Here is a 16,450-nt window from a genome sequence, read left to right on the forward strand (position 1 = left end):
TCCCGCCTCCGTAATCTCCTGGCAGCAAAGTCGTTACCTTGCAATTTTTTGTCGAAACATTGCGGTGACTTGTCCGTCATCTTAGGGTGTGGGCAGTTCTGCCGGACACAGCGGCGGCCGGCACGCCCCCCGACCGTGACGCCGTACCGGCTCTTCTCCCCCCCAAGAAGGGTCACCCGATGAGGAAAACCGGCAGATTACGCGGCTGGACGACGGCCACGGCCCTGGCGCTCACGGCGGGAGCGCTGGTCGTCCCGGCCGTCATGTCGCCGGGTGCCTCGGCCGCCGTGGCGGTCGACTCGATCTTCGACGTCCCCGGGCGCGGGGCGACGGTCCCGTTCACCGAGTTCGAGGCCGAGGACCCGGCGCACGCCACCACGAACGGCCAGGTCATCGGGCCGGACCGCATCTACGGCCGCCTCCCCTCCGAGGCGTCGGGCCGCAGGGCCGTGACCCTGGACGCGGTCGGCGAGTACGTCGAGTTCACCCTGACCAAGCCCGCGAACGCCGTCACCGTCCGCTACAGCGTGCCGGACAACGCCGCGGGAACCGGTCTCAGCACCCCCGTCAGCCTCCGGGTCAACGGCTCCCACCTCAAGGACCTGACCTTCACCTCGAAGTACGGCTGGTACTACGGCGGCTATCCCTTCAACAACACCCCCGGCGGCAGCAACCCGCACCACTTCTACGACGAGACCCGGACCATGTTCGGCTCCACCCTCGCCGCGGGGACGAAGGTCCGCATCCAGGTCTCCACGACCGCCGTCACCAACTCCATCACGGTCGACCTGGCCGACTTCGAGCTCGTCGGCGCCCCGATCGGCCGCCCCGCGGGGGCGCTGTCGGTCGACGACTTCGGCGCGGTCAAGAACAACACGAGCGTCGACAACACGGCCGCCTTCCAGGCCGCGGTCGACGCCGGCAGGGCCCAGGGCAAGGAGGTCTACGTCCCCCAGGGCACGTACAACCTGTACGACCACGTGATCGTGGACGGCGTGACCCTGCGCGGGGCCGGACCCTGGTACAGCGTGCTGGGCGGGCGCCACCCCACGCAGCGCAACAGGGCCGTGGGCGTGTACGGCAAGTACGTCGGCGAGGGCGGCCCGAGCCGCAACGTCACCCTGCGGGACTTCGCCGTCATCGGCGAGATCACCGAGCGCGTCGACGAGGACCAGGTCAACGCCATCGGCGGCGCGATGAGCGACTCCGTGGTCGACAACGTGTGGATGCAGCACACCAAGGTCGGTGCCTGGATGGACGGCCCGATGGACAACTTCACCATCAAGAACAGCCGCATCCTCGACCAGACCGCCGACGGCGTGAACTTCCACATCGGCGTGACCGACTCCACGGTGACGAACACCTTCGTCCGCAACACCGGTGACGACGCGCTGGCCATGTGGGCCGAGCGGGTGCCGAACGTCAACAACAAGTTCACCTTCAACACCATCGGTGTGACGCTGCTGGCCAACCACCTGGTCACCTACGGCGGCAGGGACATCCAGATCACCGACAACGTGGTGGCCGACAGCGTCAGCAACGGTGGCGGCATCCACATCGCCAACCGCTACCCGGGCGTCAACTCCGGGCAGGGCACCGCGGTCTCCGGCACCCACACCGTCGCCCGCAACACCCTGATCCGTACCGGCAACTCCGACTACAACTGGAACTTCGGCGTCGGCGCCCTGTGGTTCAGCGGGCTCAACGAGCCGGTCAACGCCACCGTCAACGTCACCGACACCGACATCCTGGACAGCTCGTACGCCGCCATCCACTTCATCGAGGGCAGCACGAGCACCGTCAACTTCAGGAACGTGAAGGTCGACGGCACCGGCACGTACATGATCCAGGCGCAGTCACCGGCGAACACGACGTTCACCGGTGTCAGCGCGGCCCACATCGGCGCGGGCGTCGCGATCCACAACTGCGTCGGCAACGGCTTCGCGATCGCCGCGGGGGCCGGGAACACCGGCTGGAGCCCGTCCGACCGGGTCTGCACCGGCACCTGGCCCACGCCGAACTACATCTACCCCGGCAACGGCGGCAACCCCACCCCGACCCCGACCGTCACCCCGACGCCGACGCCCACCGTCACCCCGCCGTGCAACCCCGGCACCGGTGACCTCGCCCGCGGCAAGCGGGTCGTCGCGAGCAGCCAGAACCAGGGCTTCACCGCCGGGAACGCGGTCGACGGCAACGCCGACACGTACTGGGAGAGCGCGGGCGGCACCTTCCCGCAGTCGATCACCGTCGACCTGTGCGGCGTCGTCCGGGCGCAGCGCGTCGAGCTGAGGCTGCCCCCCGCGGCGGCCTGGAACACCCGCACCCAGACCGTCGCCGTGCAGGGCTCGGCCGACGGCACCGCCTTCACCACCCTGTCGGCCGCGGCGCCCCGCACGTTCGACCCCGCCACCGGCAACACGGTGAGCATCCCGATCGGCGCGGCCGACGTGCGTCACATCCGGCTGACCGTCACCGGCAACACCGGCTGGCCCGCGGCGCAGCTGTCCTCGGTCGAGGTGTACGGCACCCCCGGCGCCACCCCGACCCCGACCGTCACGCCCACGCCCACCCCGACCGTCACGCCCCCGGCCGGAAACCTGGCGCGGGGCAGGACCACCACCGAGAGCGGCCACGCCGACGTCTACGGCTCGGGCAACCTCGTCGACGGCAACGCGGGGACCTACTGGGAGAGCGCGAACAACGCCTTCCCGCAGTGGGCCACCGTCGACCTCGGCAGCGCCGTCCCCGTCCGCAGGGTGACCCTGAGGCTGCCGCCGTCGGCGGCCTGGGCCACCCGCACCCAGACCCTGTCCGTCCAGGGCAGCGTCGACGGCTCGGCCTTCACCACGCTGGCCGCGTCCGCTCCCCGCGTCTTCGACCCCGCGACCGGCAACACCGTGACGATCACCTTCCCGGCCACCACCCAGCGCCACCTGCGGGTCAACGTCACCGCCAACACCGGCTGGCCCGCCGCGCAGCTGTCCGAGCTGGAGGTGTACGCCTCCTGATCCGGAGCCCGTGAGGACGGGAGACCAGGCGATCGGGGCCCGGGCCGGTGGCATGCCGGCCCGGGTCCCGTCCGTCCCCGCGGCTCCGGTGACGGACGGGACCCGCCGGGGCGCCTCCTCAGGGGAACTCGTCCGGGTCGGACGGCACCAGGGCGTGCGGGTCGTCGGCGGGGGCGGTCTCGTACCGCGGCTCCGCCCCGAGGCTCAGCGCGAGCCGCCGGGCCAGCCCGGTGTTGCGGCGCGGGTCGAGCCTGCGGACCGCCGTCTCCAGGGCGTCGCGCCGGCCGACGACGACCACCCAGGAGCGCGCCCGCGTGACCAGCGTGTAGAGCAGCTTGCGGCGGAGCATGACGCCCCCGGCCTCGCCGACCAGCGGCGCGACCACGAAGGGGTACTCGCTGCCCTGGGCGCGGTGCACGCTGACGGCGTAGGCATGGGTCAGCTCGTCGAGCTCGCCGAAGCCGTAGCGCACGGTCCGGCCGTCGTCGGTGCGCACCTCGACGGCCCGGTCCTCCGTGACGATGGAGGTGACCGTGGCGGTGTCGCCGTTGAAGACACCCTTGTCGTAGTTGTTGCGGATCGGCATGACGCGGTCGCCGACCCGGAAGACCGACGCGCCCGACCAGTGCTCGGCCACCCCGTCGCGGGCCGGGTTGAGCCGCTCCTGGATCATCCGGCCGAGGTCGACCGTCCCGGTGGTCCCCCTGCGCATCGGGCACAGCACCTGGACCTGGTCGGGGTCCACCCCCTGCTTGCGCGGGATCGCCACGGTCGCCAGGTGCATCACCCGCTCGGCGACCTGCCCGGGGTCGTCGATCTCCTCGAACCAGAAGCCTCCCCCGCCGGGGATCTCGGGCACCTGGCCGGCCAGGATCCGGTGGGCGGCCCGGATGATCCCGCTCTCCTCGGCCTGGCGGAAGACGCGCGTCAGCCGGATCCGCGCGATCGCCTCGACCCGCAGCAGGTCGGCCAGCACGCTGCCGGGGCCGATGCTGGGAAGCTGGTCGCTGTCGCCCACGATCAGCAGGTGGCTGCCGGACGGGATCGCCGAGGTGAGCCGGGTGGCCAGGTGCAGGTCCAGCATGGACGCCTCGTCGACCACGATCAGGTCGGCCCGTACGGGAGTCTGCTCGAACAGCGCGCCGCTGTCCGGGTCCGGCTGGTGGGCCAGCATGCGGTGCACGGTCATCGCGGGCATGCCGGTGAGCTCCGACAGGCGCTTGGCCGCCTTGCCGGTCGGCGCGGTGAGCGTCACCGTGCCCCCCATGGCCCGCACCGTCGCCGCGACGACCCTGACGGTGTGGCTCTTGCCGCACCCGGGGCCGCCGGTGAGGACGGACACGGTGCTGGTCAGCGCCATGTTCACGGCCACCCGCTGGTCCTCGTCCAGCCCGGGGTCCTCCTGGAAGGCGCGCAGGGGAAGCGTCGAGGGCGCCTGGCAGAGCCGGGTCAGGTTGGCGGTCAGCCGCAGCTCGCGGCCGTGCAGCTCCTTCGGGTAGACCACGTCCGGTCCCCGGCCGTCCGGTGACGCCTCGACGACCACCCGGCGGTCGGCGACCAGGGCGTCGACCGTCCCGCGGACGCGGTCGTGGTCCTGGCCGATCATCTCCACGGTCTGGGCGACCAGCGCGATCAGCCTCATGTAGCAGTGCCCGTCGCGGACGGACGCCGTCTCCAGCCTGTCCATGATCGCCGCCTTGATCCGCTCCGGGCTCTCCTCGGAGACGCCCGACCGCAGCGCGACCCGGTCGGCCGTGGCGAACGCGATGCCCCTGACCTTGCCGATCATGCGGTACGGGTCCCGGGTGAGGACCTCCTCGGACTCGGCCCCGAAGACCTGGTAGATCTTCGCCGCCAGCAGCGGGCTGATCCCGAAGCCCTGAAGCACGACCATCAGCGCGGCGATCGCCTTCTGCTCCTCCCAGGCGTCGGTGATCTGGGCCTGCCGGGTGGGACCGATGTTGACGACCTCGGTCAGCCGGGCCGGTTCGGTGTCGATGACCGTGAGCGTCGCCTCGCCGAAGTGGCTGACGATGGCGTGCGCGAGCCGGGGGCCGATGCCGCGGATCAGGCCGGACCCCAGGTAGATGCGGATGGCCCGGACCGTGGCCGGGACCAGCCGCTCGCACGCGACGACCTCGAAGCGCCTGCCGTGGCGCGGGTGCTCGCCCCACTCGCCGGCGAGCCGGAGCGTCTCCCCGGGCTGGACCCCGCCCAGGGCCCGGCCGGAGGCGACGAAGCCGGGAAGCCCCTCGGCGCTCATGCGCGCGATCGTGTACTCGTCCTCGCGGACGTACACCAGCTGCTCGACGGATGCCTCCACGACCGGCGACCGACCCTCCCCCACCGCTCTCACCTCACACTTCAGACATCAGACCAGCCGCTCCGGCCTTCCCACAAGTCGCGCCCCCGCGCCGGTGGTTATGCTGACGGCAGGGATACGGCTACCGGGGGGCGCGCATGGTCAGGCCCCGGGCGCGCGCGACCGTGCGCGACGTCGCGGCGGAGACGGGCCTGTCGATCGCCACGGTCTCGCGGGTCCTGAACGGGCGCGCCAACGTCGCCCCGCACACCCGGGACCTGGTGCTGGAGGCCGTCGGCCGCCTGGGGGGCCAGGCTCCCCGGCCGCGTGCCGCGCAGGAGGCGACCACCGGTGCCACGATCTACGTACGCTGCCCCTACCTGCTGACCGACTACTTCGGGCTCATCGTCTCCTCCATCGGCGAGACCGTCGACCTGCACGGGGGGCAGGTGATCCTGGGCACCGGGGAGGCGTCGCAGCGCGCCCCGGTGCTGTCCACCCTGCCAGACCGCACCGACATCGCCGGGGCGATCCTGATCCTCCCCCCGGAGCCGGGCGAGGAGCTCGTACGACTGCGGGACCGGGGGTTCCCCTTCGTGGTGATCGACCCGCGGACGCCGCTGCCCAGGGACATCGTGGCGGTGTCGGCCGCGCACTTCGCGGGGGCCCGCAAGCTGATGGCGCACGTGGTGGGGCTGGGGCACCGCCGGGTCGGCATCATCGGCGGCCCGGTGAAGTGGCTGCCCAGCGAGGCCAGGATGGCCGGCTACACCGCGTCGCTGGCCGACGTCGGCGTCCTGCCCTCGGCCGAGCTGCAGCGCAGCGTGCCCGAGCCCAACACCGAGCACGGCCACAGCGCGGCCTGCGAGCTGCTCGACCTGCCCGAACGGCCCACGGCGCTGGTCGCGTTCAACGACAAGATGGCGGTCGGGGTGCTGCGGGCGGCGGCCGAGCGCGGGCTGCGCGTCCCCGAGGACCTGTCGGTCGCGGGTTTCGACGACATCGACCTGAGCCGGGCGACGCGGCCGATGCTGACCACGGTGCGCCAGCCCCTGCAGGAGATGGGCCGGATGGCGGTCACGCTGCTGATGCGGCTGCTGAACCGGCACACGCTGGAGGCGCTGCACGTCTCCCTGGGGACCGACGTGATCGTCCGCGGCTCCACGGGACCCGTTCCCCGCTGACTTTTGTTTCATTTGTTTCATGTACGTGACCGTGCGCTTTGCGCGTTAAATGCGTGGTTTCGAGCCTTGACAAGTGATTTCGGCGTGTGTTGTTCTGAGCTGTAACAGGCAAGTTTCTTGTTTGTTACATTAGTTTCAGCGACGGTTCCCGGGAACGCGCGCGCTCCGGCGCGGGCCGACCGGATGTCGCGGGCCCGATCGCCACCCCCCGAAAGGACCCCCGCCGTGCTCCGATCCCCCCGCCGGGTTCTCACCCTGGCCCTGGCCTGCGCCGCCGCCCTGTGGGCGAGCGGACCCCTGACCGCCGCACCGGCCCTCGCCGCCGGCGAACCGGTGAACATCTGGCTCACCACCACCTCCGACGCGGGCGGCCGGAACGTCACGCGCGGCCTGCAGCAGCAGTCCCCGATCGCGTTCGGCCCCGCGGGCGGAAGCGCCGCCCACACCATCACGGTCAACGAGAACACCACCTACCAGCGGTTCGAGGGCGGCGGAGCCTCGATCACCGACACCACCGCCCACCTGCTGCGCGGCGGCGCCGTCAGCGCGGCCACCCGCGACACCGTGATGCGCAGGCTCTTCCACCCCGTCGACGGCATCGGCCTGTCGTTCGTGCGCAACCCGATCGGCGCCTCCGACCTCTCCCGGCCCGGCCACGTCTCCCTCGACGACACCTGCTGCGACCTCGGCGACTTCGGCGCCAACGGGTACGACACCAACGTCCGCCTGCTCACCCAGCAGGCCAGGACGCTCAACCCGGCCCTGCGCGTCAAGGGCGTGCCGTGGAGCGCGCCCGGCTGGATGAAGGACAACGGCCGGATGGACCAGATGGGCTGGCTCAAGTGGGAGCACTACCCCACGTACGCCCAGTACCTGGTCAAGTACATCCAGAGCTATCAGAACGCCGGGATCCCGGTGAACTACATCTCCGTGCAGAACGAGCCCAACTGCTGCAAGGCGCACAACCCGCCCGAGATGGACTACCCCGGCATGAGCTGGAACTCCTCCGGGCTGGCCGAGTTCACCAAGAACCACGTCTACCCGGCCTTCCGGGCCGCGGGCATCACCACCAAGGTCCTGGTGCACGACTGGAACTACGGTGACTACGCCGGGATGGGCGCCGGGGTGCTGAACGACGCGGGCGTGCGCAACGACCCACTGTTCGGCGGCATCGCCTGGCACGGCTACGGCGGCGACCCCGCGATCGGCACGCAGGTGCACGACCAGTACCCGTCGGTCCCGCAGTTCAGCACCGAGCACTCGGGCGGCACCTGGATCGGCAACCAGCACGACGAGGACCTCTACGACATCGTCACCTACGCCCGCAACTGGAGCGGCAGCCTGGTCAAGTGGAGCCTGGCGCTCAACCAGAACATGGGCCCGCACAACGGCGGCTGCGGCACCTGCACCGGCCTGATCACCGTGCAGGAGGGCGGCTCCCGGGCCGGCCAGGTCGACTACACCGTCGAGTACTACACGACCGGCCACCTCACGAAGTTCGTCAGGCCCGGGGCGCAGCGGATCGACTCCACCGCCAACGGCACGATCCAGAACGTCGCCTGGCGCAACACCGACGGCTCCAAGGCGCTGATCGCGCACAACCGCGGCACCTCGGCGCAGTCCGTCCGGGTGAACTGGGGCGGCCAGTCCTTCGTGTACTCCCTGCCGGGCCGTACCACCGCGACCTTCACCTGGTCCGGGACGCAGAGCGGCAACCCCGGAAACCCCGGGAACCCCGGCGGGACCGTCACCGGCCTGGGCGGCAAGTGCATGGACGTCGCGGGCGCCGGCAGCGCCGACGGCACGGCCGTCCAGCTCCACACCTGCAACGGCACGGCCGCCCAGCAGTGGACCCGCCCCGGCGACGGCACCGTCCGCGCGCTCGGCAAGTGCCTGGACGTCGCCGACCGCGGCACCGCCAACGGCAGCCGCCTGCAGCTGTGGTCGTGCTCCGGGGGCGCCAACCAGCAGTGGGCCTACAACGCGACGACCAGGGACCTGGTCAACCCCGTCGCGAACAGGTGCGTGGACGTCACCGGCAACACCCCGGCCGACGGCACCCGCCTGCAGCTGTGGGACTGCACCGGCGCCGCGAACCAGAAGTGGACGATGTCCTGACCCGCACTCCCGCGGCGGGCACCGGTGCCCGCCGCGGGAGTGGGAACATCCTGTGAGTCCGGCCCCCGGCCCGGCCCGCCCGTCACGCCGACGTCGCGGCGGGCCGTCAGGGCTCACAGGAAACTCCCAGATCCTCTCCGGGATCGGTCAGCGGCCTCCCCCAGACTCCCGGGCATGATCGAGTTACGACGGTTGACCAAGCACTACGGCCGGGTCGCGGCGGTGAGCGACCTGAGCTTCGACGTCCGCCCGGGTGTGGTCACCGGCTTCCTCGGCCCCAACGGGTCGGGTAAGACGACCACGATGCGGATGATCCTGGGGCTCGACGCGCCCACCCGCGGCACCGCGACGATCCGCGGGCGCCGCTACGCCGACCTCCCCTTCCCCATGCGGGAGGTGGGGGCCCTGCTGGACGCCCGCGCGGCCCACCCGGGCCGCAGCGTCCTCGACCACCTGCTCTGCCTGGCGCGCAGCAACGGCATCGCGCGGAGCCGGGTCGGGGAGGTCCTGGAGTTCGTCGGCCTCCAGAAGATCGCCGGTCGGCGGACGGGGACCCTCTCCCTGGGCATGAGCCAGCGGCTCGGCATCGCCGCGGCCCTGCTCGGCGACCCCGCGGTGCTGATGTTCGACGAGCCGGTCAACGGCCTCGACCCCGAGGGCATCCGGTGGATCCGCACCCTGATGCGGGACCTGGCCGCCGAGGGCCGCGCGGTGCTGGTCTCCAGCCACCTGATGAGCGAGATGGCGCTGACCGCCGACCACCTGGTCGTCATCGGCCGCGGCCGGCTGATCGCCGACACCGGGCTGGAGGCGTTCACCCGCTCGACCGGGCACCGGACCGTGCTGGTGCGCACCCCCGACGCCGACGAGCTCGCCCACCGGCTGCGCGACGCCGGCGCGTCCGTACGGCCCGGCACCCGGGACGCCCTGGTGGTGGAGGGGCTGGAGGGCGCGGACATCGGCAGGATCGCGATGTCGCACCGGGTGGTGCTGCACGAGCTGACGCCGCACCGCGTCTCCCTGGAGGAGGCGTACCTGGACCTCACCCGAGACAGCGTGGAGTTCGGCGTCCTGGAAGGGGCCGGACGATGAGCCTGTCCTCACCGCCCTCGGCATCCTCGGCGTCCTCGGCGTCTTTCCGGTCCTCGGGGTCCGCGGGGTTCTCGGGGACTCCGGGATCTCCGGGGTCCGCCGGCGCGTTCCTCGGTGACGTCCTGCGTTCGGAGTGGACCAAGTTCCGCAGCATCCGCTCCATCGTGTACGTGCTGGCCGTCGCGTTCCTGGTCGCCGGCCTGTACGCCTTCCTGTTCGGCACCGCCAACGGCCGGGCCTACGCGGCGGCCCCGGCCGCGGAGCGGACCTCCTTCGACCCCGCGGCCTCCGCGTTCCGCGGCCTGATGCTCGTCCAGCTGCTGGTCGGCGCGATGGGCGCGCTGGTCGTGACCTCCGAGTACGCCTCGGGCACGATGCGGACCAGCGCCGTCGTCGTACCGCGGCGCGAACGCCTCGTCATCGGCAAGGCGGTCCTGACGGCCCTGGTCATGCTCGGCTGCGGGCCGCTCCTCGTCCTCGTCTCCGTCCTGGTCAGCCAGGCCGCGCTGGCGAGCCAGGGCGCTCCGGCCCTCGCCCTGACCGATCCGGGCGTACCGTGGATGATCGTCGGCGGCGGGCTGTACATGACCGCGATCGGCCTGTACGGCGTCGCCATGGGGTTCCTGCTCCGCAGGAGCGCGGGCGCGGTCAGCCTCGGGTCGTTCCTGCTGCTGCTGCCGGCCATGGCCCCGCTGTTCCCCGAGGGGGTGGCCAGGTGGGTCCTGACGTACTGGCCGACCAGCGCGGGAGGGCGCGTCCTCGCGCTCGACCCCCCGATCCCCGACGCGCTCTCCCCGGCCGCGGGTTTCGCGGTGCTCGCCGGGACCGTGCTGGTCCTGCTGGTGGCCGCGTCCGCCCTGTTCCGGTCGCGGGACGTCTGATGCCCGCCCGGCGCGCGTCCCCGGCGTCCGGCCTCCGGGTTCACGGTGTCCCGGTTCACGGTGTCCCAGTTCACGGTGTCCCGGTGTGCGACCTCCCGGGCCCGGCGGGCACGGCGCACCCGTCCCTATCCTCGGGGGAGGGCACGCCCGGGGACCACCGGGGCCCGTGAAGGGGAACGCATGGACGACGGACACCGGCTCCTGGTGGTCGACGACGAGCCCGTGGTGCGGGAGCTGCTCTCGGCCACCCTGCGCTTCGCCGGCTACACGGTCGGCTCCGCCGCCACCGGGGCCGAGGCCCTGGACGCCGCCTGGCGCGAACCGCCCGACCTGGTACTGCTCGACGTGATGCTGCCGGACATGGACGGCTTCGAGGTCATCCGCCGCCTCAGGGAGCTCCCCAGGCCACCGGGCGGCGGCCGTCCCGGCCAGGTCCCCGTGCTGTTCCTCACCGCCCGCGACGCCGCGCAGGACAAGGTCAACGGGCTCCGGCTGGGTGGCGACGACTACGTGACCAAGCCGTTCGACCTCCAGGAACTGCTCGCCCGGATCCAGGCCGTGCTCCGCCGGAGCGGGATGCTCCCCGACGACCGGACCCTGCGGGTGGGCGACCTGGAGGTCGATCCCGACGGCCACCGGGTGACCCGGGCCGGCCGAGCGGTGCGGCTGTCCCCCACCGAGTTCCGGCTCCTGCACTACCTGGTGCTGAACGCCGGGAAGGTGGTCTCCAAGGCGCGGATCCTGGAGCACGTCTGGCGCTACGACTTCGCCGGTGACTCCAGCATCGTCGACACCTACGTGAGCTACCTGCGGCGCAAGGCCGACACCGTCGAGCCCAAGCTCATCCACACCGTGCACGGCGTCGGCTACGTGCTGCGCGAGCCCCGGCCGTGAAGGACGCGGCCGTGCCCGGCCCCCCGGAAGGAGCGGCGCGCCCGAGGGGCCTGTCGCTCCGCGCGCGTCTCCTGCTCATCACGACGTCCCTGCTGGCGGCCGGGCTGGCGGTGAGCAGCGTGGTCGCGATCGCCACCCTGCGTTCCCACCTGATCGACCGGGTCGACGAGCGGCTGGTGCCGCTCGCCACGGTGCTCTCGCGGCTGTCACCGGAGCTGCTCCCGTGGCCCGGTGCCGGCACGCCGCAGGCCCGCTCCCCGATCGGGCTGGACCTGTTCGACCGCGCGTACGTCGCCCTGCTCTCCCCCGACGGGACGCTCCGGGAGCACCGGATGCTGCCGGCCGGGGAGCCTGACCGGGGACCGCTGCTCCCCCGGCTCGACGCCGCGGCCGTCACCCGGTCCGGGGGCAGGCCCTTCGACGTACCGGGAAAGGCCGGTGACGGGAGCTGGCGCGTCCTCGCGGTGCCACGGGCCGCGTCGTGGCCGGGAGCGGACGGGACACCGGCCGCGCGGGGCGGCGACGGCGTCGTGGTGGCCGTGCCGCTGGAGGGGGTGCGGTCCACGCTCGGCCGGTTGATCCTGGTCTGCCTGGTCACCTCGGTCGTCCTGCTGACCCTGCTGGCCGTCGTCGGCTGGTTCGCCGTACGCGCGGGACTGCGGCCGCTGCGCAGGATCGAGGAGACCGTCGCCCTCGCCGAGACCGACCTGTCGCGCAGGGTTCCCGACCTGGCCGCGCCCGGCACCGAGGTGGGCCGCCTGGCGACCGCGCTCAACGGCATGCTCACCCAGCTGGAGAGGGCCTTCGCCGACAGGGAGGAGTCGGAGGCGCGGATGCGGCGCTTCGTCGCGGACGCGGGCCACGAGCTGCGCACACCACTGTTCGGGATCAAGGGCTTCTCCCAGCTGCACCGGATGGGCGGCCTGCCGGACGTCGACCGGGCCATGACCCGCATCGAGAGCGAGGCCGGACGCCTGGTCCGGCTGGTCGAGGACCTGCTCCTGCTGGCCCGGCTGGACGAGGGCGAGAGCGCCCTGCCGATGGAGCTCGCCCCCATGGACCTGCGCACGCTCGCCGCCGACGCCCACCACGACCTGCTCGCGCTGGACCCCGGCCGCCCGGTCGCCCTGACCGGCCCGCGGGACGGTCCCCCGGAGGCGGCACCGGTCCTCGGGGACGAGGCCAGGTTGCGGCAGGTGGTGACCAACCTCGTCGCCAACGCCGTCACCCACACCCCTGCGGACACCCCGGTACGGATCGGCGTCGGCACGGACGGGAAGGAGGCCGTGCTCGTGATCGAGGACGGCGGCCCCGGGATGACCCCCGCGCAGGCGGCCCGCGTGTTCGACCGCTTCCACCGGGTGGACGGTTCGCGCAGCCGCGACACCGGGGGCGGGTCGGGCCTGGGGCTGGCCATCGTCCGCTCCCTGGTGGCCGCGCACGGCGGCCGGGTGGAGCTGAGCACCGCCCCGGGCCGGGGCGCCGTCTTCCGGGTGGTCCTCCCCGCCCACACCGCGCGGTGACCGTCCGTCACCCTGAGATCCCGGACGCGGTGACCCGGACAGGGTGACCGGCCCCCGCGAACGGCTCGTCTCCCTCCCCGGGCGGGATCCTTGACGTGACCTTGGAACACGAGGGCGATTACCCAGGGTGATTACGGCGCACGAGGTCCCATGCCAGTCAACCCTCAACAGTCACGGGAGCAACCTCATGCACACCCGCACCATCACGACACTGGCCGCCCTCGGCCTTCTCGCCACCCTGACCACCGCCGGCGCGGCCACCGCGTCCGCGTCCATCGCCCCGGCCCCCTGCGCGCAGGAGCATCTCGCGTTGCTGAACACCGAGGACGCCCTCGTCAACGTCGACGCCCGTCCGGAGGTCAAGGCCGCCCACGCCGCCCTGGTGAAGGCGGGTGGCACGGCGAACGTCGAGCAGCTCTCCCAGAGGATGGCCCTGCACGAGCTCGGGATCAAGACGCCGTCGGTCGACCCCACCACCAAGAAGGCGGTGGACGCCTACAACACCGCCCGGACCAGGTACATCCAGGTGCGTGAGGCGACGCTGCAGAAGATCGCGCCTCACCGGCAGAACGCCAGGAACGCGCTCAAGCGCTGCCTCACCACCCACGCCGCCCGCGGGTGAGCGTGTGACAGGGGCCTGAGCGTGTGACACGGGCCGGGGTCCCCGGGATCGAAGATCGGGAGGGCGTGCCTCCCGGTGCCCGGGGGCTCCGGCCCTCTGCGCGCCCGGGACCGGGAATCCCCTCGCTCCCACCGGTGGTCGTCCGGGCCGGGAGCACGGATCGGGAAAGCGCTTACCCGATATATCCCGATTAATACCGAAAGTCCATTTATTTATGGATAGAGGGGTGAGAAGCCTTCTTGACAAGGATGTAAGGCGCCAATAGCCTCCGCCTTATTATATCGATTTAATCCGTATGGAGACGCGAGTGAACCCCCTGGCGCGCCGACCCTCACGCATCGGGGCACCGCATCACCCTCCTCACCGATCACGCGTGGTACCGCGGAAGGATCACGTCCCCGAACGGTCCTGACCCAGGGAGCCCCTGACATGAGTCCCCCCGGCGGCATCCGCCGCGCCCTCGTCGCCGCCTCGGCCGCACTGCTCTGCACGATCCCGATCACGATCGGCCCCGAGGCCGCCGCCGGGACCGGTCTCGCGACCGGTCACGACCGGCACGGCAGGGGCGTCCAGCTCGAACGCCTCGACCGGGGGCTGGTCGCCGCGGCGACGGGCGAGGGCGTGTTCCTCAGCTGGCGGCTGCTCGGCGAGGAGGCGTCCGGGCACGGTCCCACCGGCCTGACCGGCACCGACTTCCGGGTCTACCGGGACGGCAGGCCGATCGCGAAGGTCACCGACAGCACCAACCACCTGGACAGCGCGGGCACGGCCGGCTCCGAGTACCGGGTGGCCCCGATCGTCCGCGGCAGGGAGGGCCGGCGCAGCGCCCCGGTCTCGCCGTGGTCGGGGGCGTTCCACGACCTGCCGCTGCGAAAGCCCGCGGACGGGGTCACCCCGGCCGGCGAGGCGTACACCTACGCGGCCAACGACATGAGCGTCGGCGACGTCGACGGCGACGGGCGCTACGAGTTCGTCGTCAAGTGGGACCCGTCGAACTCCAAGGACGTCTCCCAGCGCGGGTACACCGGCAACACCTACCTCGACACCTACCGGCTCGACGGCACCCTGCTCTGGCGGCTCGACCTGGGCGTCAACATCCGCTCCGGCGCCCACTACACCCAGTTCCCGGTGTACGACTTCGACGGCGACGGCCGCTCGGAGATGATGGTCAAGACCGCCCCCGGCACGAAGATCATCCGTTATGGCGCCCGCGGCGAGGTGGTCTCCGAGCGCCACGTCACCATGCCCGCCAAGGACGTCAGGGCCGGGTACTCGCACGCGGACGACTACCGCCTCAGCGCGGCCGGCTACTTCGACCACCTGGTCGAGATGTTCATGGGGTGGCACGAGCACCCCGAGGTGGTCGCCGGGCGCTGGCCGGCCACGCTGGAGCAGGCCCTCGGCCTCGAACCGGCGTACACCTACCCGCTCTCCCGGCAGGACGCCACGAAGCTCGCCGACCACTTCGTGGACGTGTACGCGCCCGGCCGCAGCGCCAACAACCGGTTGCGCGAGTTCGCGGGCTTCGTCATCAGCGGGCCGGAGTACCTGACGGTCTTCGACGGCGCCACCGGCAGGGAACTGCAGACGGTCCGCTACGAGCCGGGCCGCGGCGACGACGGGCTGATGTGGGGCGACTACGCGATGGGCCGCATCGAACCGGCCAACCGCGTCGACCGGTTCCTGTCCGCCGTCGCCTACCTCGACGGCAGGCGCCCGCACGCCGTCTTCGCCCGCGGCTACTACACGCGCACCGCGCTGGTGGCGTACGCCTGGAACGGCAGGAGGCTCAGCAAGACCTGGTCCGTCGACAGCGGCCACGTGCCGATGGCCAACCCGTTCAACGCCGCGCCGCACGGCAAGGACGGCACCGACCCGGAGTTCGGCACCATCACCACCCAGGGCTTCCACTCGATGAGCGCGGCCGACGTGGACGGCGACGGCAAGCAGGAGATCGTCTACGGCGCCGCGACGATCGACCACGACGGCGACCTGCTGTACTCCTCGTTCGCCGAGGCGCCGCCGCAGAGCAACGTCCCGGGCCAGCGGGTCCGGCTGGGGCACGGGGACGCCATGCACGTCGGCGACCTCGACCCCGACCGTCCGGGCCTGGAGATCTGGACGGTGCACGAGGGCGGGGCGTCGGCGCCGTACGGCTGGGCGATGCGGGACGCCGCCACCGGCGAGGTGCTCTTCGGCGGCTACAGCGGCGTGGACACCGGGCGCGGCATGGTCGGCGACATCGAGCCCGGCGTACGCGGCATGGAGGCGTGGTCCTCGATGCCGCCGAACCAGGCGGTCGAGGCGGGCCTGTGGTCGGCCCGCGGCGAGTACCTGGGCAGGAACACCCCGGGCACGAACATGAGCATCCGCTGGGCGGCCGACCTGACCACCCAGATCGTCAACGGCACCGCGACCACCGTCCTGCAGACCCCGACGATCGACGACTGGAAGCGCGGCAGGCTGCTCACCGCCGAGGGCACGCTGACCAACAACGGCACGAAGGGCAATCCCGCCCTGGTCGCCGACGTCCTGGGCGACTGGCGGGAGGAGCTGCTGGTGCGCACCGCCGACAGCGGTGCGATCCGGTTCCACCTCAGCACCGAGGTGACCCGGCACAAGCTGTACACCCTGATGCACGACCCGCAGTACCGGGTGGAGGTGGCCCGCCAGCAGACGACCTACAACCAGCCCGCGTACCCGGGGTTCCACCTGGCCTCCGACACCGACTGGTCCCGGGTCCCGCTGCCCTCCCGGCGCACCCCTGGGCACGGGTAGACGGCCGGACCGGACCCGGCCCGACCTTCGAACCGGGCCGGGCCG

At 72.1% G+C, this 16,450-nt stretch carries 10 protein-coding genes; 9 read left to right on the forward strand and 1 reads right to left on the reverse strand.

Features of this window, described 5'->3' with window-relative positions:
- Positions 1-179: 179 nt before the first annotated feature.
- Positions 180-3,011 carry a galactose-binding domain-containing protein gene (locus ACZ6RT_RS11175; protein ID WP_470153147.1) on the forward strand — a complete coding sequence of 944 codons (2,832 nt, stop codon included), beginning with the start codon at positions 180-182 and terminating at the stop codon, positions 3,009-3,011.
- A gap of 118 nt (positions 3,012-3,129) precedes the next feature.
- Here the strand turns inward: ACZ6RT_RS11175 and recD2 are convergent, their stop codons facing one another.
- Positions 3,130-5,358, reverse strand: coding sequence for an SF1B family DNA helicase RecD2 (gene recD2, locus ACZ6RT_RS11180; RefSeq protein ID WP_399189597.1), 2,229 nt, complete (start codon positions 5,356-5,358; stop codon positions 3,130-3,132).
- 113 nt (positions 5,359-5,471) lie between these two features.
- On the opposite strand from recD2, the gene ACZ6RT_RS11185 reads away from it, so the two are divergent.
- The 8 genes from ACZ6RT_RS11185 (at position 5,472) to ACZ6RT_RS11220 (ending at position 16,405) form a co-directional block, all read left to right on the forward strand.
- Complete coding sequence (locus tag ACZ6RT_RS11185; protein WP_470153148.1) at positions 5,472-6,497, forward strand: LacI family DNA-binding transcriptional regulator; 1,026 nt, start codon at positions 5,472-5,474, stop codon at positions 6,495-6,497.
- 225 nt (positions 6,498-6,722) lie between these two features.
- Positions 6,723-8,615 carry a ricin-type beta-trefoil lectin domain protein gene (locus ACZ6RT_RS11190; RefSeq protein WP_470153149.1) on the forward strand — a complete coding sequence of 631 codons (1,893 nt, stop codon included), beginning with the start codon at positions 6,723-6,725 and terminating at the stop codon, positions 8,613-8,615.
- Between the two features lie 174 nt (positions 8,616-8,789).
- Entirely contained in the window at positions 8,790-9,707 is a 918-nt protein-coding gene (locus ACZ6RT_RS11195) for an ABC transporter ATP-binding protein (protein ID WP_470153151.1), read from the forward strand.
- Entirely contained in the window at positions 9,704-10,588 is an 885-nt protein-coding gene (locus ACZ6RT_RS11200; RefSeq protein ID WP_470153152.1) for an ABC transporter permease, read from the forward strand. The genes ACZ6RT_RS11195 and ACZ6RT_RS11200 overlap by 4 nt, the downstream gene beginning before the upstream one ends.
- 180 nt (positions 10,589-10,768) lie before the next feature.
- A complete protein-coding gene (locus ACZ6RT_RS11205; RefSeq protein ID WP_399189606.1) occupies positions 10,769-11,482 on the forward strand; it encodes a response regulator transcription factor in 714 nt (237 codons plus the stop codon).
- 11 nt (positions 11,483-11,493) lie between these two features.
- The gene (locus ACZ6RT_RS11210; protein WP_470153155.1) at positions 11,494-13,005 is read left to right on the forward strand and encodes a sensor histidine kinase; all 1,512 of its coding nucleotides are present in this window, start codon (positions 11,494-11,496) and stop codon (positions 13,003-13,005) included.
- Positions 13,006-13,192: 187 nt separating this feature from the next.
- Complete coding sequence (locus ACZ6RT_RS11215; protein WP_399189611.1) at positions 13,193-13,627, forward strand: hypothetical protein; 435 nt, start codon at positions 13,193-13,195, stop codon at positions 13,625-13,627.
- A gap of 429 nt (positions 13,628-14,056) precedes the next feature.
- A complete protein-coding gene (locus ACZ6RT_RS11220) occupies positions 14,057-16,405 on the forward strand; it encodes a rhamnogalacturonan lyase (protein WP_470153156.1) in 2,349 nt (782 codons plus the stop codon).
- The last annotated feature ends 45 nt before the right edge of the window (positions 16,406-16,450 follow it).

The sequence above is a fragment of the Streptosporangium sp. NPDC050148 genome (assembly GCF_055586505.1).